16 protein-coding genes and 1 pseudogene are annotated in these 18,276 nt (G+C 34.5%); 3 read left to right on the top strand and 14 right to left on the bottom strand.

What is annotated here, in order from left to right; genetic code table 11:
- Nucleotides 1-12: 12 nt before the first annotated feature.
- From tatB to ribH, 8 genes and pseudogenes are all read right to left on the bottom strand, one after another.
- Nucleotides 13-336, bottom strand: a pseudogene (gene tatB, locus AC5LXI_RS05030) (Sec-independent protein translocase protein TatB); the annotation flags it as partial.
- Nucleotides 337-339: 3 nt separating this feature from the next.
- Nucleotides 340-552, bottom strand: a complete 213-nt coding sequence (gene tatA, locus AC5LXI_RS05025; RefSeq protein ID WP_493443796.1) for a twin-arginine translocase TatA/TatE family subunit — start codon at nt 550-552, stop codon at nt 340-342.
- A 74-nt stretch (nt 553-626) separates the two neighbouring features.
- Nucleotides 627-2,168, bottom strand: a complete 1,542-nt coding sequence (gene ubiB, locus AC5LXI_RS05020; protein WP_493443795.1) for a ubiquinone biosynthesis regulatory protein kinase UbiB — start codon at nt 2,166-2,168, stop codon at nt 627-629.
- A gap of 14 nt (nt 2,169-2,182) precedes the next feature.
- Nucleotides 2,183-2,953, bottom strand: coding sequence for a bifunctional demethylmenaquinone methyltransferase/2-methoxy-6-polyprenyl-1,4-benzoquinol methylase UbiE (gene ubiE, locus AC5LXI_RS05015; protein ID WP_493443794.1), 771 nt, complete (start codon nt 2,951-2,953; stop codon nt 2,183-2,185).
- Between the two features lie 62 nt (nt 2,954-3,015).
- Complete coding sequence (nadR, locus tag AC5LXI_RS05010; protein WP_493443793.1) at nt 3,016-3,951, bottom strand: multifunctional transcriptional regulator/nicotinamide-nucleotide adenylyltransferase/ribosylnicotinamide kinase NadR; 936 nt, start codon at nt 3,949-3,951, stop codon at nt 3,016-3,018.
- 144 nt (nt 3,952-4,095) lie between these two features.
- Nucleotides 4,096-5,148, bottom strand: coding sequence for a TrmH family RNA methyltransferase (locus tag AC5LXI_RS05005; protein ID WP_493443792.1), 1,053 nt, complete (start codon nt 5,146-5,148; stop codon nt 4,096-4,098).
- 21 nt (nt 5,149-5,169) lie between these two features.
- Nucleotides 5,170-5,589 carry a transcription antitermination factor NusB gene (nusB, locus tag AC5LXI_RS05000; RefSeq protein WP_493443791.1) on the bottom strand — a complete coding sequence of 140 codons (420 nt, stop codon included), beginning with the start codon at nt 5,587-5,589 and terminating at the stop codon, nt 5,170-5,172.
- 4 nt (nt 5,590-5,593) lie between these two features.
- The gene (gene ribH, locus AC5LXI_RS04995) at nt 5,594-6,064 is read right to left on the bottom strand and encodes a 6,7-dimethyl-8-ribityllumazine synthase (protein ID WP_493443790.1); all 471 of its coding nucleotides are present in this window, start codon (nt 6,062-6,064) and stop codon (nt 5,594-5,596) included.
- A 371-nt stretch (nt 6,065-6,435) separates the two neighbouring features.
- Here ribH and lpcA point away from each other — a divergent pair, with 371 nt between their 5' ends.
- Both lpcA and AC5LXI_RS04985 read left to right on the top strand, forming a co-directional pair.
- A complete protein-coding gene (gene lpcA, locus AC5LXI_RS04990) occupies nt 6,436-7,011 on the top strand; it encodes a D-sedoheptulose 7-phosphate isomerase (RefSeq protein ID WP_493443789.1) in 576 nt (191 codons plus the stop codon).
- 1 nt (nt 7,012) lies between these two features.
- The gene (locus AC5LXI_RS04985) at nt 7,013-7,792 is read left to right on the top strand and encodes a class II glutamine amidotransferase (RefSeq protein ID WP_493443788.1); all 780 of its coding nucleotides are present in this window, start codon (nt 7,013-7,015) and stop codon (nt 7,790-7,792) included.
- Here AC5LXI_RS04985 and mdtH read toward each other — a convergent pair.
- The 6 genes from mdtH to pncB form a co-directional block, all read right to left on the bottom strand.
- Complete coding sequence (gene mdtH, locus AC5LXI_RS04980; protein ID WP_493443787.1) at nt 7,770-8,981, bottom strand: multidrug efflux MFS transporter MdtH; 1,212 nt, start codon at nt 8,979-8,981, stop codon at nt 7,770-7,772. The genes AC5LXI_RS04985 and mdtH overlap by 23 nt on opposite strands.
- Nucleotides 8,982-9,440 carry a methylglyoxal synthase gene (locus AC5LXI_RS04975; protein ID WP_493443786.1) on the bottom strand — a complete coding sequence of 153 codons (459 nt, stop codon included), beginning with the start codon at nt 9,438-9,440 and terminating at the stop codon, nt 8,982-8,984.
- Nucleotides 9,441-9,569: 129 nt separating this feature from the next.
- Nucleotides 9,570-10,709: a porin gene (locus AC5LXI_RS04970; protein ID WP_493443785.1), complete on the bottom strand. Its 1,140-nt coding sequence runs from the start codon at nt 10,707-10,709 to the stop codon at nt 9,570-9,572.
- A 312-nt stretch (nt 10,710-11,021) separates the two neighbouring features.
- Entirely contained in the window at nt 11,022-12,215 is a 1,194-nt protein-coding gene (locus tag AC5LXI_RS04965) for a porin (protein ID WP_493443784.1), read from the bottom strand.
- Nucleotides 12,216-12,519: 304 nt separating this feature from the next.
- On the bottom strand, nt 12,520-13,923 hold the full coding sequence (gene asnS / locus AC5LXI_RS04960) for an asparagine--tRNA ligase (RefSeq protein ID WP_493443783.1): 1,404 nt from the start codon (nt 13,921-13,923) through the stop codon (nt 12,520-12,522).
- A 166-nt stretch (nt 13,924-14,089) separates the two neighbouring features.
- Entirely contained in the window at nt 14,090-15,283 is a 1,194-nt protein-coding gene (gene pncB / locus AC5LXI_RS04955; RefSeq protein ID WP_493443782.1) for a nicotinate phosphoribosyltransferase, read from the bottom strand.
- Nucleotides 15,284-15,556: 273 nt separating this feature from the next.
- On the opposite strand from pncB, the gene pepN reads away from it, so the two are divergent.
- Entirely contained in the window at nt 15,557-18,184 is a 2,628-nt protein-coding gene (gene pepN / locus AC5LXI_RS04950) for an aminopeptidase N (protein WP_493443781.1), read from the top strand.
- The last annotated feature ends 92 nt before the right edge of the window (nt 18,185-18,276 follow it).

Here is an 18,276-nt window from a genome sequence, read left to right as displayed (position 1 = left end):
TTTATCTTTATCTGAATGAATTGTTGTATCTATTTGAGTGACTGAATCAATCTCTTTTTGTAGTGATTCGGTTACTCGTTTTAATTCATCAATGGATTCTTGGATTTCGGGTGTAAGCGTCTTTAAACCACTTTGCTCTGCTTTTTTTAAGCTATCTTGTAACTCTTGCAGTTTAAGCTCTTTATTTAATTCTAACTGGACTGTTGCTGACATACGGCGAAGCACTTTTATCCAGCTAGCAACTGTTTTGATTGCAATAGGTAAACGCTCTGGTCCTAATACCACCAGCCCAATGATTAAAACTAAGAGTAGCTGACCAAAGCTAATATCAAACACAGGTTACTCTTTATTGGCGTGATTATCATCAGATGAGTTAAGATGTTCAACTTTTTGTGAATCATCTGTCTCTTTTTTATCATCATCGTCGTTCATAGCTTTTTTGAAGCCTTTAATTGAAGCTCCAAGGTCTGAACCCAATGAACGCAATTTTTTTGTTCCAAATAATAGGACGATAACCGCTACAAATATGAGTAGTTTGGGCAAACTTGGCATATGATAACTATCTCCAATAGCTTAAAATAGTCAAATTATACACTTAAACAGTGATATTCCAAAAAATAACTCATTCAATGCATAACAAACATAATAATACATAAAACGCTAAGCAGACCAACGACAAACATTAATCTACGCTGACTTCTTTTACTACATTGAAGTTCTTGATTAATCTGTTTTAGTTGAATATGCATCTGTTTAGTCATCCGAGCCTGATCATGCAATTTTACCGGTAGTTCAACAACAAGATTTTTCCATTCAGGTAGAGATGTCCAAACTTGTTGTAGTAACTTTTTAGCACTATATTTATCTTCATACCATTTTTCTAAAAATGGTTTAGCGCTTTGCCATAAGTCGAGCTCAGGATAGAGTTGACGGCCTAATCCTTCTATATAAAATAACGTTTTTTCAAGTAAGGTTAACTGAGGTTGAATATCCATCTCAAATTGACGAGCCACTTGAAATAGCGCTAATAAAATTTGCGAAAAAGAGATCTCACCTAATGGTTTGGCAAATGCTGGTTCGCACACATTACGCATAGCCATTTCTAATGCCACGGCGTCAGTGGTTTCTGGAACCCAACCTGATGTGATATAAATTTGCGCAATTTTTCGATAATCTTGGTTAAAAAAGGCAAGAAAGTTTTCAGCTAGATAGCGTTGATCATCTTCAGTTAAAATACCAACAATAGCGCAATCGATGCCAATATAACGCGGATTCTGTGGTTCGCTTATATCCACAAAGATATTACCTGGGTGCATATCGGCATGGAAGAAATTATCCCGAAATACTTGTGTAAAGAAAGCTTGAACACCTCGTTCGGCTAGTAATTTCATGTTGACGTTACTTCTTTTTAGTTCGTCAATATTAGCGATCGGTGTACCATAGATTCGTTCCTCAACTAGGATATTTTTACGGCAGAGATCTTGATAAACATAAGGAATATAAAGAATCTCGCTATGAATAAAATTATCCCGCAAACGCGCGGTGTTATAAGCTTCTTTGAGTAGATCCAATTCTTTTAAAAGCGTACTTTCATAATCACTAACAATTTCTACAGCGCGTAATTTTTCACCAAATTTTATCCGTTTAGTAAATTGATTAGCAACCCAATACATCAAACGAATGTCTGATTTGATGATAGGTAATATATTTGGCCGCAACACTTTGATTACGACTTGAGCTTGGCTACTTTTTAACGTTGCAGTATGCACTTGTGCAATGGACGCAGAAGCTAAGGGTTGCTCATTAAAATCTGAGAAATAATAATCAACAGGGCACCCTAAAGCTGTCTCTATTATTTGTCTAGCAATTTTGCCATCAAACGGGTCAACTTGATCTTGTAATTTAGCTAATGCATCAGCCAGATGTTTTGGCAATATATCCCGCCTTGTTGAGACCATTTGACCGAACTTTATCCAAATAGGACCTAGTTCTTGTAAGGCTTGACGCAACCTTTCACCAATATCTTGTTGCTTTGCTTTAGGTCTAATCCAAAAAAAGCTAAACAACAATATTCGCAACCATTTTGAGGAACGGTGTTTTGGTAATAGTTTATCTAATCGATAAGCTCGAAATACGGTTAATATTTTATAAAGTCGAAAAAATGTCATTATTTTTTATCACATTAAAATTTAAAACCAGTATGTAAAGCGACAATACCACCTGTCATATTGTGATATTTAACATCGACAAATCCAGCATCTTCCATCATTTTTTTCAATGTTTTTTGATCTGGATGCATTCGGATAGATTCAGCTAAATATCGATAGCTATCTGAATCATTAGCCACAATCTTGCCCATTAACGGCAACATGGTAAATGAGTAAAGATCGTAGGCTTTATTTAAAATTTGATATTGAGGTTTTGAAAATTCTAGAATTAATAAGCGTCCACCTGGTTTTAATACTCGCCACATGGATTGTAACGCTTTTTGTTTATCGGTCACATTTCGTAAACCAAATGAGATAGTAATACAATCAAAGTAATTATCAGCAAATGGCAACTCTTCTGCATTTGCTTGTACATATTCAATATTTTTAAATAGACCTTTGTTTCGTAACTTGTCTCTACCTACTTTAAGCATCGATTCATTGATATCGGCTAATACTACTAAACCATCATCACCAACAATCTGAGAGAATTTAGCCGTTAAATCTCCGGTTCCACCTGCAAGATCGAGAACTTTTTGCCCTTTTCTAACACTACTATACTCAATAGTAATTTTTTTCCAAATCCGGTGAATACCAAATGACATTAAATCATTCATGATATCGTATTTATCTGCGACAGAATGAAAAACTTCTGCAACACGTTTTACTTTATCTTGTTTTAATACTTGTGTATAACCAAAATCAATTTTATCTTGGTCTTCATTCGGCTGAGAAGATTGAGACATAAAAATTCACCTATCACAAAAAGTTAGCTCATTTTAGCATAAGCTAACTTAAATGTGATAAGCTAAATCAATAATGAGTCAACCATTTTAGAAACAATTTCAAAATGTTGTAAAGGGGTGGAATTTGCAGGTAGTTGGTTTTCATGAACAATTAAATCAAATTGATAACTACTTTTTAATCCATTTAGAACTTCATTAGATTTACCAAAAATTAGATCATAGTACTTAGCTAATGTTCCAAAATCAATAGAAGTAAAGAGGAGTTTATTAGCATTTTCAACAGCTTTAGTTATTCTCTCTACTTGTAACATTGCAATTCTTAGATAATCATTTTCACTTAAGTAACGTTTATTTTCTGGTGTTGAAATTTCTCGTTGAATATAATTTACATAACCATTAGAGACATACTGTGTATTATAAATATTGGCTAATTGTATAGGTAATTCATTAAATTTATCATGTCCGATAATTGCGACTTTTTTAATGAAAAATGGTTTAGCTGCCTTTGCAATAAAAGACCAGTTTTGATAAGGATTTTCTCGAATTTTAGTTGCGCTTATATTAAAGAATTCACGTTCAGCATCGACAACAACAACTCGACAACCAAAATAGCGTTCATGTTCTTTAACATCTTGAGGTTCACTGGTAAACACCACCGAAGGTTCAATTTTGTGTTCGGATAAAATCCGTTTAATACTATCACTCCAATCTTGCCAACCATTAGGATAATAGTTAATTCCAGCTTCATCAGAAATATGGATATGAATATTATGTCTATCTTTAAAGGTCTCTTTTAACCACGAAAAACGGTCGCTAACTTGTGGCTGTCTAGGAAGATGGCTTTTTTCAAACAGTTGTTTATCGCGTGTTTCTTCACAACCAAGCATTACATGTAATTCATCAACTTGCGTTAACGCTTTTTCTATAAGATAGATATGACCACTGTGTAACGGATAGAACTTACCAAATATTAAACCAACTTGATGTTTTGATGACATAATAATTACCAATACATTTAAAAACTGGATACTAATGTACAGAAAAAACAATCATTTTCTAACCAATTGATGCTATTTAGTATAGTGAGAAGATAAAAGTGTTAACTTCATCAAAAAATTCACCAATGATTAGAATCATATCAATTAAGATTGATATTTAATAGTGGATAAAACAATTCCTGCTGCAACAGATATATTTAATGCCGACATATTATCATTACCTTTCAAATGTACAACGTTATCAGCACAATTAATTAATTTTGTATTAATTTGTTGGAAAATAACTAATGCTACTCTATTTTTAAATGTGAACTGTGACAATTCGGTTGATGTAATGGATTTTAACTGACATGGTAATAAAGCCACCACTTGATAACCATGTTGTTTTAATATATCTATAGATACAATAAAATCATCGCTTTTAATTGGCTCAATTGCTTCAATACCACCTTCAGCAACACGCATTGCCGAACCACTATCAAGTAAATTGGTTTGACGCAGAATAACCCCATTAACACCAAAAAAAGCAGCGCTGCGAATTAATCCCCCTAGGTTATGAGGATTATTAACATCGTCAATAGCAATGATGCAATCGCGAACATTATCATCATGTTCATGCAAATAATCGAGTAAAGTGAGCGGTATCCGTTTTTTGACAATTAAACAAACACCACCATGATGTGGAGTTTGGGTTATTTTAGTAATTTGCTCTGTTGATACAACATCATAACCAAGTCGTTGTTTGACTAACCAATTGATTAAATCCTTAAATTGGTATGTCATTTCTTGGGTAATAAATAACTTTACAATAGCCGAGCGCCGATGCTTAAATACCGCTTTACAACTGTTTTCACTATAAACTAAAGTCTCTTCTTTTTTTTGTCGATACTCATCGTAACCAAATGTAGGTGTTTGTTCGTTATCGCGAACTTTCTTTTGCCATGGAGAATCATGTTCATCAGTTAAATCAAATCGAGCTTTCGATGATTTTATAGTTTTATTTGTGGTTTTTGGTCTAAATGTTTCGATTCGATCATGTTTTGCTTTAGAATTAGACCGAAAGCCATCATGTTTACGTTTGCTCCGCTGATCATTATCTTTATCTTTTGCAGATTTCACATTTGATTGACTATTTTTAGCATAGCTATTTTTGGCATAGAAGATTGTGGGCTTACTTTTTTCGCTAGTGTCGTTCATATTATTCCCAATTAAAGGCAGTTATCGTGTACGGATTGTTGGTGCAATTTTATCCAAAACACCATTTATAAATTTGTGACTTTCTTCTGCTCCAAACGTTTTCGCCAGATCAATAGCTTCATTGATAACGACTTTATAAGGTACATCATGTCTTTTCATTAATTCATAAATTGCAATTCGTAGTACCGCTAATTCAACTTGTCCCAACTCATCAACTGTTCTTTCTGTTAGGTAAGGTGTCATTTTTTCATCTAACTCTGCGGTATTTTTAGCAACACCATTAAGTAATTCTCTAAAATATTTGCTATCAACACCTTTCATATCTTGTTCAGCCAGAAAGCTGCTCTCAACATCAGCAAGATCATTTCTAGAAATTTGCCAAGAATAAATGGCTTGAACGGCACATTCTCTTGCTCGACGACGAGGATTAACTAACGCCACTAAATTACTCCTTAATTGTTTTAATAACATTTAACATTTCAAGTGCAGTTAATGCTGCCTCAGCACCTTTATTACCGGCTTTAGTTCCAGCTCGTTCAATTGCCTGTTCAATACTCTCCGTCGTTAAAATACCAAAGCCAACAGGTATCGAATACTCTAAACTAGCATTTAATAAACCGGAGCTTGACTCACCAGCAACAAAATCGAAATGAGCTGTGCTGCCACGAATAACCGTACCTAATGCAACAATAGCATCATATTTCTTTGATTGAGCAGCAACTTTTGCCGCCAAAGGAATCTCATAAGCGCCGGGTACCCAAATAACCGTAATGTTTTTATCTTCAACTTGACCAATACGCGTTAGTGCATCTACTGCACCATTGACTAAACTCTCATTAATAAATTGGTTAAAACGCGCCACAATAATAGCTACTTTGGCTTTTGGGGCAGCAACTTTACCTTTAACTGATTGCATATTCATTCCTTATTAACTGATTCTAGAAGCAATTTTTATTATCACGTTTTGTGAATAAATTTTTATTTAATTATACCACAAATTAAAAGGTTATCCTATTGGCAAAAACCGGGAATTAGCATGTTCATAACTGGCATTATTAAGGTTGATTATTTAAAAGTTATTATTTGAAAATTTGTTGTTTATAAAATGTAATTGTTAAAGTTATAAATTAATAAATCATCATTCATCTGATAAAAAAGTTATAAATTTTTAATATTTGGCTCAAAGCGTTTAACCGTTATAAGAAATTTTGGTTTTATTGCTTGCAAGCTATTATTAACCAATTACAATGGTAAGAAGAAAGCTGTCTACATATAGAGGTAATATTGATGTACATTAACACTATTCGAGACGAATTAAATCAGGCCATTGACGTATTGGCCAATTTCGTTTCAAATGATGAAAACCTTAAACAAATCCAGCAAGCTGCCATTTTAATTGCTGATTCGTTTAAACAAGGTGGAAAAGTACTTTCATGCGGTAATGGCGGATCTCATTGTGATGCGATGCACTTTGCTGAAGAACTAACCGGACGTTTCCGTGATAACCGCCCTTCATATCCAGCAATTGCTATATCTGATGTTAGTCACATCTCATGCGTGGGCAATGATTATGGTTTCGATTACATATTTTCTCGTTACATTGAAGGCGTTGGACAAAAAGGTGATGTATTATTAGGCATTTCAACTTCAGGAAATTCAGCTAATGTACTTAAAGCAATTGAAGCTGCTAAACAAAAAGGTATGAAAATTATCACACTGACAGGTAAAGATGGCGGGAAAATGAATGGATTAGCTGATGTTGATATTCGTGTGCCTCATTTTGGCTATGCTGATCGTGTTCAAGAAATCCATATTAAAGTGATTCATATTTTGATTCTACTTATTGAAAAAGAGATGGCTTAATATGTGCGAATTATTGGGTATGAGTGCCAATGTGCCGACTGATATTTGTTTTAGTTTTACCAGCTTAATCAAACGTGGGGGCGATAAAGGCCCTCATAAAGATGGCTGGGGTATAACATTTTATGAAGGTAAAGGATGTCGAACGTTTAAAGATCCGCAGCCTTGTAGTTTTTCACCTATCGCCAAATTGGTTCAACAATACCCAATAAAATCAACAGCAGTAATTGCTCATATTCGTCAAGCTAACCGAGGCGGGGTTGCTTTAGAAAATACTCATCCTTTTACTCGCGAACTATGGGGTAAAAATTGGACATTCGCCCACAATGGGCAATTAACTGACTATCAAACATTAGATACAGGAATTTTTGAGCCTGTCGGATTAACGGATAGTGAGTATGCTTTTTGTTATTTAATCAATCAATTACATAAAAAATACCCCCAAAAACCGACCAATGATATCGAGCTATTTGATTATATTCGAGAGTGTGCGATTAAATTAACCAAACTTGGTATTTTCAATATGTTACTTTCAGATGGCGAATATGTATTTGCTTATTGTTCAACTAATTTGCACTGGATCACTCGTAAAGCACCATTTGGTAAGGCTAAATTAATTGATGAAGATGTTGAGATAGATTTTCAAAAACATACTACTCCAAATGACATCGTAACCATTATTTCAACCATGCCGTTAACATCAAACGAAGTATGGACTAAATTAGCTGTTGGAGAAGCTATTTTATTTAAAAATGGAGAAATCAGCCAATCTTTCTCATCTTAACTTTGGTCATGGGTGGTTCATTTTTAAATAAATATTCTAAATAACCTAAAGTTAATAAACCAACTAAAGTTAGTACAATCCAAGGTAAATGTGGTAAACCAATTTGAATAGCCATATCATAAAGCCAACCTGCACCGGTATAGCCAATAAATCCACCTAAAGCAAGCCCTAATCGACTAAAGCCCATATAACTACCTTTTGCTTTTGGGTTAGTCAAAACAGTGGCTAAGGTCTCTCTAGCTGGCTCTGCAATAATAGCCCCTAGGTAAAAAAGTGCGATGAGAGATAATAAAATAGACAATTGTGTTGTAAAGCCAATAATTATAAAAGCAAATGACATCAACAATAAACCAAATTTAAGGCGTTGATCCAACCTAAAATATTTTTCACTAAAACGTGCCAGGGGATAAAGCAGAATCAATGAAATGGTCGCTTGGATAGCGTACATCCATTTTACATAACTTGGATTACCTGAGACATTAGTAATGGTTAAAGGTAACATCAACATGATTTGTACCCAAAGCACATAATAACCAGTTAAGGTAAGTACATAATGGGTAAATTTTCTATCTTTCAAAACCATTTTCATGCCATTAATAATCGGAGCTTTACCAATTGCAATATGATAAGCCGGTAAAAAAATCAGATTAAAAATACCACATAGAAAGAAGATAAAAGCACCACACCAACAAACTAGCTGAAAATCATAATCTATTAAGATACCCCCAATAAGTGCACCAATAACGGCACCTGCATTATCTTGTATCATTAATAGCGAAATGAACTTGCCTCGTTCGTGAGGTCTGGTGAATTTAATTGTTAATCCCATTCGAGGCGGATCAAATAACAAACCGCCCAATGCTGAGAGCAAACAAGAAACTAATAGCAACCAGTGTTCAGTTGCTAATGCCATTGAAATAAATCCAATTGACCGCAAAAACATACCGGTTATAATCATTGGTTTTGCACCAAAGCGGTCGGCGATTGCGCCACCAATTAAACCAAACCCTTGTTGAACAAATTGGCGAAAACCTAAAGCAAAACCCACGAATAGTGCACTCCAGCCAACTTGACTAACAAAGTGTGTGGAAACCAACGGAAATACAACATAAAATCCCAATACAATAAACAAATTATCAAGTAATAATATATATCTACCCGTTTTACGAACTTGTGAAGGAATTGGCATTTATTGTATTCTTTTAATCAGATAACCTTGATAATCGGGAATTTCAATTTCAACTTCTTTTGTAAAGACTGAGGATTGTATCAGTGCATTAGCAGTAGCTTGATTAGTGGCAACAGGAATGTTCCAAACCGTTGATAAACGTAGCAGTGCTTTTACATCTGGATCATGAGGAACGGCATTTAAAGGATCCCAAAAGAATATAAGAATATCTATTTTACCTTCTGCAATTAGCGCACCGATTTGCTGATCTCCGCCCATTGGGCCACTAAGCATTGGCGTAATATCTAACCCAGTCTCTTTTTTAATTAATGTGCCCGTAGTCCCTGTTCCACATAAGTTATGATGTGAAAGCTCTTCACGATTTTTTATGCACCAATTTAATAATGCTTCTTTTAGGTGATCATGTGCCACTAAAGCAATATTTTTTTTCGCAGGTAATTTTCGAGTAATATAATGCATCAAAATAGTCCTAATTGATTATTATTTATTTATTTTTATCAGACTATTTATTAAAGCGCAAGCGATATTTGATGAAAAAAAGGACAGCAAAAAAGGCACCTAAGTGCCTTTTATTAAATTTAAAGATAATTAGAATTGATAAATTAATCCTAATGCTACAGTATCTTTAGCGGTTGCTTTAATTTGTGATTTAGTGAATGTACCATCTTCATATAAAGCACGACGTGCACCAATATCATCCTTATCTAACAAGTTGATTTTATAATCAACAATCGCTGATAGGTTTTTATTGAAGTCATAAGTTAAACCAACATCAATATATTTAGCTAAATCATTACCTTTAAGACCACTGTCATTAGTTAAACTAGATGCATCTTTAACTTTGTGTTGAATATACGCAACAGAAGGCGTTAAACGACCAATATCAAAATCAATACCATATTGCGCAACTAATTCAAAACCTTTGGTTTTTAAATCATCAGCCTTACGGGTAGTTGAGGCATTGTCCCAACCATATTTTTGTTTACCTTGAATATAAAGGGCTGCTAAATAAAGATTGTCGTTATCATATTTAACGCCTGCTGACCATGCTTTAGCATCTTTATGACCACCAGTTTGTGCATAACCGGCACCGATTGATAAACCTGTATCTAATACATCCCAATCAATTACCGACCCCCAAGCTTCAGCACTGTCATGACCAGTACGTTCGTGATGATTTAGATATTGAGTTGAACTATTGTCCCCATTATCTGCATATTGAACAGCAAAACGTAGACCGTTAACTAAACCAAAGAAATCTGAGTTACGATAAGTCGCTACAGCTTTGGTTCTTGCAGTTAATGCATAGATATCATTATTTGAAGCATCACCACCAAACTCAGGTAAAACGTCAGTATATGAAGTTAGGGTTTTTAATACACCGTCGTTACGACCATAATCAAATGAACCGAAGTCACCAAAATTTAGGCCTGCATAAGCATAACGAGTTTCGTTATCAGCATCTGATCCGGTTTTTGCTTCATATTCCCAACGACCATAACCACTCAAACTATCAGAGATTTGTGTTTGCCCTGACATCCCTAAGCGAGCGGTAGTTTTATCACCTTCGCCAGTTTGATTATTTCGATCTGTAAGATAGTTTAACGCATAAACTCGACCATAAAAGTCAACTTTATTACCATCTTTGTTCCACACTTCAATAGAAGCGCTAGCTGTACCTGCAATTAATAAAGCAGGAATAGCAATTGCTAATAGATTACGTTTCATTTAATTACCCTCTTAGGTATTTTATTATAAAAAAGATACAAACTATTTTGTTCTTGGTCTAATAAATAGCTGCTATTAACTAGCAACTAAATTATTACTGGGATATCTATTATTATTGTTAAATACTAGATTTTTATTGCAAATATTATGGATTAATAACGTTTGTAAGACATTATTCTGCGAACTATGACTATTTTATGACTTAAAATAATATTTTTTTAAGCATAAAATGTTTTTTTAGATGATGTGACGTTCAATAGCTGAAAAAAAAGGCACTTAAGTGCCTTTTTAGATATTTAAGATATCAAGCGATTAGAATTGGTAAATTAAACCAACACCTAACACATCTTTAGTACCTGGTTTATTTAAGTGACGATCACGTTGAGTCTCAGTATTTAATGCTGCACCAACATCTTTGCGATCTAACAAGTTGAATTTATATTCAACAATCGCACTGAAGTTTTTGTTAAGATCGTAAGTTGCACCTAAAGATACATATTTAGTTAAAGGAGAATTTACTCCATGACGAATATAACGAGTGTTGTTATATACGAATTCAGCTGAATCATATTTAAATTTATGTTGAACATAAGCTAAAGATGGCGTTAAACGACCAACTGGTAAATCAATACCATATTGAGCGACTAATTCAAAACCTCTAACTTTACCATCAACATATGTTTCATATAATGTTTCATGATTATTTTGATTTACTAATGAATATCTCATTAGATTTTTAATTTTACTTTGGAAATAGTTAGCACCTAAATATAAATTGTAGTTATCATATTTAATACCAGCAGCCCAAGTACTTTGACGATTATGACTAGTTGAAGTTTGAGCATAACCTGCACCAGCAGTTAAACCTGTATCAAAAATACGCCATTGAACATTTGCACCATATGCTTCACGAGATACATCGTCATCTTTAATGCTATCAGTGAAACCAAAACCATATTTACGATCGTCATATAGAGAGTTATCACCATTATCAGCATATTGTAATGCAAAGCTTAAATCATCAGTTAAACCGAAGAAGTTGTTGTTACGGTAAGTCGCAACAGCTTTAGTACGAGCTGAAAGTACGTTCCAATCGTTGTTTGCTGCGTCACCACCGAATTCCGGTAATACGTCAGTATAAGCAGTAATAGCTTTTAACACACCGTCGTTACGACCATAGTCGAATGAACCTGCATCACCAAAGTTTAAACCAGCAAATGCGTAACGAACTTCGTTACTTGAATTTTTACCAGCTTTAGCTTCATATTCCCAACGACCATAACCAGTAATGCCGTCAGTGATTTGAGTTTGACCAGACATACCTAAACGAGCTGAAGTATCATCACCTTCATCTGCTTGACCACGGTCAGTAATGTGGTTAGCTGCTTTTACTCGGCCATAAAAGTCAACTTTATTACCGTCTTTGTTCCATACTTCGATAGAAGCATTGGCACCAGCTGCTACTAAAAGAGCAGGGATAGCGATTGCTAATAGATTACGTTTCATTTCTTACCCTCATGGTTATTTTCTAAAAAGACACTTCTTTTGGGTTGTGTCATTTTTGTTACAATGATTATTCATCCAAAAATAATGTTTATAACTAACGTTTTTAACTATTATTTTCATCTTACTTTTTACAGTAGTGTAAATTATGTATAAAAATTTATTAAAATCAAGTGAACTTTTCGTTAAACGTGATGTCTAAGCTTAAAATAGTGTTCGTTTGATTGATTTTTATACATTTGTAAAGTTTTGTTAATACGAATTTTGCTATCAACTGACCAAAGTCAGTTGATAATTTGCACAAATTTTAGAAATTTGCATTACGTGGAGTTCTTGGGAATGGGATCACATCACGAACATTTTGCACGCCAGTGACATAAACAATGAGGCGCTCAAAACCTAATCCAAAACCTGAGTGAGGTACAGTGCCATAACGACGTAAATCACGGTACCACCAATAATCTTCTTTTTTAAGGCCTAGTTCATCCATCCGCTTATCTAACATATCTAAACGTTCTTCACGTTGTGAACCACCAATGATTTCACCAATCCCCGGCGCTAATACATCCATTGCTGCAACAGTTTTACCGTCATCATTCATACGCATATAAAACGCTTTGATATCTTTAGGATAGTTTTTAACAACGACTGGCGCTTTAAAATGCTGTTCAGCTAAATAACGTTCATGTTCAGACGCCAAATCAATCCCCCAACTTACAGGATTTTCAAATTTAGCATCACAGTTTTGTAAGATAGTAATAGCATCAGTGTAGTCCACTTGGGCAAAATCAGCATTAATAAAGCTTTCAAGACGATTAATGGCATCTTTATCAATGTGCTGCGCGAAAAACTGCATATCATCAGCTCGTTTGTCAAGTACTGTTTTAAAGACATATTTCAACATATCTTCAGCAAGTTTGGCATTATCGTTAAGATCGGCAAACGCCACTTCTGGTTCCATCATCCAAAATTCTGCTAAATGACGAGTAGTATTTGAGTTCTCAGCTCTAAAGGTTGGGCCAAAGGTATAGACTTTTGAAAGTGCACATGCATAAGTTTCTGCATTAAGTTGCCCTGAAACAGTCAAGAACGCCTCTTTACCAAAAAAGTCTTTATCAAAATCAACTTTACCATTATCTGTTTTAGGCAGGTTTAACATATCGAGTGTTGAAACTCGAAACATCTCACCGGCACCTTCAGTATCAGAGGCTGTAATAATTGGTGTTGAAAGCCAAAAAAAACCTCGTTCATCAAAAAATTGGTGAATAGCTTGCGCTAAGGTATGGCGAACACGAGTAATTGCACCAACGATATTAGTTCTCGCGCGTAAATGAGCAACTTCACGAAGATATTCAATCGAGTGACGCTTAGCCGCCATTGGATAAGTTTCAGGGTCGTCAACAAAACCATAAATTTCAACTTGCGTTGCTTGCAGTTCATATTTTTGACCTTGACCTGGAGATTCAACCACTTTACCTGTCACTTTTACTGAACAACCAGCAGTTAAACGCAAAATATCTTGCTCATAATTTGGTAAGTCTTTTTCGATTACCGCTTGGATTGGGTCAAAACAAGATCCATCATACACCGCTAAAAATGAGATACCGGCTTTTGAATCGCGGCGGGTTCTAACCCAACCTTGAACTGAAATAGTACTACCAACAGCAATTTTGCCTTGTAGTACATCAACAATAGGAGCAACTGAATTCATTTTAATTATCCATCTCTATTTATTATTTATATAGTAAGTAATATTAAAAGTAATATATAAGTTGAATCTTAATATTGATTTAAGTGTTATCTAGGATTGATAATACCGATTTTTTATAAGACTATACTACTTTTTCAATTGTTAACATTAATCATCAATATGATTATTAGTGATTGACTTTAAACGTTCTTTTTAATTCATCAATAAAAGCTAAATCTTGCGAAATTGTTTTACCAGGACTATCTGATAATTTCGCAACTGCTTGATTATTACATTCCGTTAGTTTTAACACAATGTTCAACGATTTGGTATTTACGTCGGTAGAAGGAATATCACAAGCTAAAAAACCACCGATACCAAAAGATAATTTGACTCGATGATTAAAGTGTCGATAAATTCTAAGCGCTTTATCAAAGTTTAGGCTATCAGAAAACACTAGTAATTTGGTTTTAGGATCAATGCCTAATTGCTGATAATGGCTAATCGCTTTTTCACCCCATTCAATTGGATGGCCCGAATCATGACGTAGACCTTGATAATGAGACGCGAAATAATAGTCAAAATCACGTAAAAAAGCATCCATAGTAATACAATCTGTTAACGCAACACCCAAATCATCTGGATATTCATCTAACCAAACTTGCAATGCCGTTTTTTGACATTCATGTAAATTTGGACTTAAACGTTGATGGGCTTGGAACCATTCATGAGCTTGAGTACCAACTGGCGTCAATCCTAAACGATATGCCAATAAATAATTACTAGTACTATGAAAATTGGCAAAATGATTTTGTAAATAACTCACTACCGCTTCTTGTACTGCAAAAGAGTAGCGTCGTCGTGTGCCAAAATCCATCAAATTAAAACCTGACATATCGATATCATGAGTTTGATCATCAAATCTAGCTAATTTATCTTTGAGTCTTGCTAATGCTTGTTCAACACCGATATTTGGCGAACGATCTTTATGAACTATTTCGCTAATAACCGCTAGCAATGGCACTTCCCACAAAATAACATCAACCCATTTACCTTCAATTTGAATCACCAGCAAACCATCTTCGTTTTTAATGGTTAATAACTGACTATTAAAACGCCAGTTTTTTAACCAGTTTAAATAGTCAGATTTAAAAAAGGTAATACCAGATAAATAGGCGAACTCATCATCGGTAAGTGTTAAAGACTCCATTAATTTAACTTGATGGGCAATTTGATCGGCATATTGACCAAGTAGATCATCACTACGACAGCGAAACTGTGCAACGACAGTCGCGTCAGGATAATGATGAAAAACGGCCTGCTGCATATGCAACTTATAAGCATCAGTATCTAATATTGATGTAATTATTGCGGGTAACATGTCTATCTATTATCAGTTCTTTAAAGAAAATTCTAGAGATTATAGCAGAATAATTATTAAGATATAGCTTAATTATCTAATAAGATTATTTTTAATAGGCTATAATATTTAATGAAAGAATTTTGGTAAATTAATCTAAACCCACTCCAAAATGATTAACAAAGATAATTTATTCACTTTTATCTTAATAATCAATGATAACACGAGTAATTAACACCAATTTAGATTGGTTCAAATACATGAAAAGCACTTCATTTAATAAGGCATAGAAAAATGAGTACATCTGATATCCAACCAACTGCAAAATATCGTCACGACTATAAAACACCCGACTTTACGATTACTGACATTGACCTTGATTTCGATTTAGCGGCAGAAACAACTACAGTTATCGCCCGTAGTCATATCATCAAAAAAAATTCTCAAGCTAACGATTTAGTATTAGATGGTGAAGAACTTAAATTGGTTTCAATAAATATTGATGAACAACCATGGTCTGATTATCAAATCACAACAACGGGATTAACGATTAATAATGTCCCTTCTGAATTTACCTTAACTATTGTTAATCAAATTAAGCCTATCGATAATACAGCACTTGAAGGATTATATGTTTCTGGTGATGCATTATGCACGCAATGTGAAGCAGAAGGTTTCCGCCACATTACTTACTACCTCGATAGACCAGATGTTCTAGCACGATTTTCAACTAGAATTACCGCTAATAAACAACAATATCCTTATTTATTATCTAATGGTAATCGCATTGCACAAGGAGAACTTTCCGACGGTAGACACTGGGTGCAATGGCAAGATCCATTTCCTAAACCGGCCTATTTATTCGCATTAGTAGCTGGTGATTTTGATATTTTAAAGGATCAGTTTATCAGTCGTTCTAATCGAAAAATTGATTTAGAAATTTATGTCGATAAAGGCAATTTAGATCGTTCACAATGGGCAATGACCAGTTTAAAAAATGCCATGCGCTGGGATGAAAGCCGTTTTGATTTAGAATATGATTTAGATATCTTTATGATTGTAGCCGTTGATTTTTTCAACATGGGAGCAATGGAAAATAAAGGCCTTAACATTTTCAATTCTAAATATGTCCTTGCTAAACCCGAAACCGCAACCGATGATGATTATATCGGTATTGAATCCGTAATTGGTCATGAATATTTTCATAATTGGACGGGTAATCGAGTCACTTGTCGCGATTGGTTCCAACTTAGTTTAAAAGAAGGACTAACAGTATTTAGAGATCAAGAATTTACTTCTGACCAAGGACTTAGAGCAGTTAAACGCATTGCCGATGTCAAACTCCTTCGCACCGTACAATTTGCTGAAGATGCAAGCCCAATGTCTCACCCTATTCGTCCAGAACAAGTGATTGAAATGAATAACTTTTATACTGTTACCGTATACGAAAAAGGTGCAGAAGTGATTCGTATGATGCATACATTATTAGGTGAAGATAACTTTCAGGCTGGTATGAGACTTTATTTCCAACGCCATGATGGTAGTGCAGCAACCTGTGATGATTTTGTTGCAGCTATGCAAGATGCATCGGGAATTGATTTAACTCAGTTTAAATTATGGTATAGTCAATCAGGCACGCCAGTGTTAACAGTAACTGACAGTTACAATCCACAAAATCAACAATATACCTTAACTGTTGAGCAACATACGCCGGCAACGCAAGATCAAAGTCAAAAACAGGCGCTACATATTCCATTAGATATCGAACTTTATCAACAAAATGGTGATGTGATTGCATTGCAATATCAAAATAAACCTATTCATCACGTACTAAATGTAACTCAATCCAGACAAGAATTTGTTTTTGATCATGTTTCAGAAAAACCAATTGTTTCACTATTAAGAGATTTTTCAGCACCGGTAAAACTCAATTACAATTATCAAGATCACGATCTTATATTCTTAATGCAACATGCCACCAATGCTTTTAGTCGTTACGATGCAGCGCAAATGTTATTAGCAAAATATGTGCGTATGAATGTAAATAATTATCATCAGAATTTATCAATGACAATTCCTGTGCCAGTATTAGATGCTTTTAGAGGAATATTACTATCAGATACCGCTGAACCAGCACTTATAGCACAAATACTGACTTTACCTTCGGAAAATGAATTGGCAAATCTATTTGATATCGTTGATCCGATGGCTATTTATCAAGTTCGCCAATTCTTATTAAATGTCTTTGCTAATGAACTCTATGATGAACTAACCGCGGTTTATCATCATAATCAGACTGCACAATATCAGATTGAACATGCAGATATTGGCAAACGCATGCTGAAAAACTGCTGTTTATCGTTGTTAGCTTACGCTAATGATAAATCGCTAGCGAATACATTGGTCGAACAACAATATCAACAAGCCAATAATATGACAGATTCATTAGCGGCGCTTACCACAGCAGTCAAAGCGCAATTAACATGTCGACATACATTACTCTCCGATTTCGACAATAAATGGCATCAAGATGGTTTAGTGATGGATAAGTGGTTGGCTTTAAATGCTACCAGTCCAGAGCAAAATGTATTATCAACAGTGAAAAAACTGCTTAATCATCGCTCTTTTTCACTCAATAATCCAAATCGAATAAGAAGTTTAATTGGTGCTTTTGTTAACAATAATCCTGTCGCTTTTCATGCTGAAGATGGCAGTGGCTACCATTTCTTAGTTGAAATATTAATGGAACTAAACCAGAAAAACCCACAAGTAGCATCAAGACTTATTGATCCACTTATTCGATTAAAACGTTATGACGAAAATCGTCAGAAAAAAATGACAGCTGCTTTAGAAAGCTTATTAAAACTAGATAACTTATCTAAAGATCTCTATGAAAAAATCACTAAAGCGTTAGCTGCATAATAAATTAACAGCATTATAAGGAGCAAAATCCCACCTTGTTATTGATCAATAAGATTCAGTTAAGGTGGGATTTTTAATTAAACAACAGTAAA

It is taken from the genome of Gilliamella sp. LMG 34361 (assembly GCF_984569075.1).
The sequence above is the reverse complement of the archived record's forward strand: the minus strand, read 5'-3'. Positions and strand labels throughout refer to the sequence as shown.

What these genes read in the sequence shown, in the direction of transcription:
- tatA (WP_493443796.1), bottom strand. Translation starts at nt 552, where the DNA reads ATGCCAAGTTTGCCCAAACTACTCATATTTGTAGCGGTTATCGTCCTA.
- ubiB (WP_493443795.1), bottom strand. Translation starts at nt 2,168, where the DNA reads ATGACATTTTTTCGACTTTATAAAATATTAACCGTATTTCGAGCTTAT.
- ubiE (WP_493443794.1), bottom strand. Translation starts at nt 2,953, where the DNA reads ATGTCTCAATCTTCTCAGCCGAATGAAGACCAAGATAAAATTGATTTT.
- nadR (WP_493443793.1), bottom strand. Translation starts at nt 3,951, where the DNA reads ATGTCATCAAAACATCAAGTTGGTTTAATATTTGGTAAGTTCTATCCG.
- AC5LXI_RS05005 (WP_493443792.1), bottom strand. Translation starts at nt 5,148, where the DNA reads ATGAACGACACTAGCGAAAAAAGTAAGCCCACAATCTTCTATGCCAAA.
- ribH (WP_493443790.1), bottom strand. Translation starts at nt 6,064, where the DNA reads ATGCAATCAGTTAAAGGTAAAGTTGCTGCCCCAAAAGCCAAAGTAGCT.
- lpcA (WP_493443789.1), top strand. Translation starts at nt 6,436, where the DNA reads ATGTACATTAACACTATTCGAGACGAATTAAATCAGGCCATTGACGTA.
- AC5LXI_RS04985 (WP_493443788.1), top strand. Translation starts at nt 7,013, where the DNA reads ATGTGCGAATTATTGGGTATGAGTGCCAATGTGCCGACTGATATTTGT.
- mdtH (WP_493443787.1), bottom strand. Translation starts at nt 8,981, where the DNA reads ATGCCAATTCCTTCACAAGTTCGTAAAACGGGTAGATATATATTATTA.
- AC5LXI_RS04975 (WP_493443786.1), bottom strand. Translation starts at nt 9,440, where the DNA reads ATGCATTATATTACTCGAAAATTACCTGCGAAAAAAAATATTGCTTTA.
- AC5LXI_RS04970 (WP_493443785.1), bottom strand. Translation starts at nt 10,709, where the DNA reads ATGAAACGTAATCTATTAGCAATTGCTATTCCTGCTTTATTAATTGCA.
- AC5LXI_RS04965 (WP_493443784.1), bottom strand. Translation starts at nt 12,215, where the DNA reads ATGAAACGTAATCTATTAGCAATCGCTATCCCTGCTCTTTTAGTAGCA.
- asnS (WP_493443783.1), bottom strand. Translation starts at nt 13,923, where the DNA reads ATGAATTCAGTTGCTCCTATTGTTGATGTACTACAAGGCAAAATTGCT.
- pncB (WP_493443782.1), bottom strand. Translation starts at nt 15,283, where the DNA reads ATGTTACCCGCAATAATTACATCAATATTAGATACTGATGCTTATAAG.
- pepN (WP_493443781.1), top strand. Translation starts at nt 15,557, where the DNA reads ATGAGTACATCTGATATCCAACCAACTGCAAAATATCGTCACGACTAT.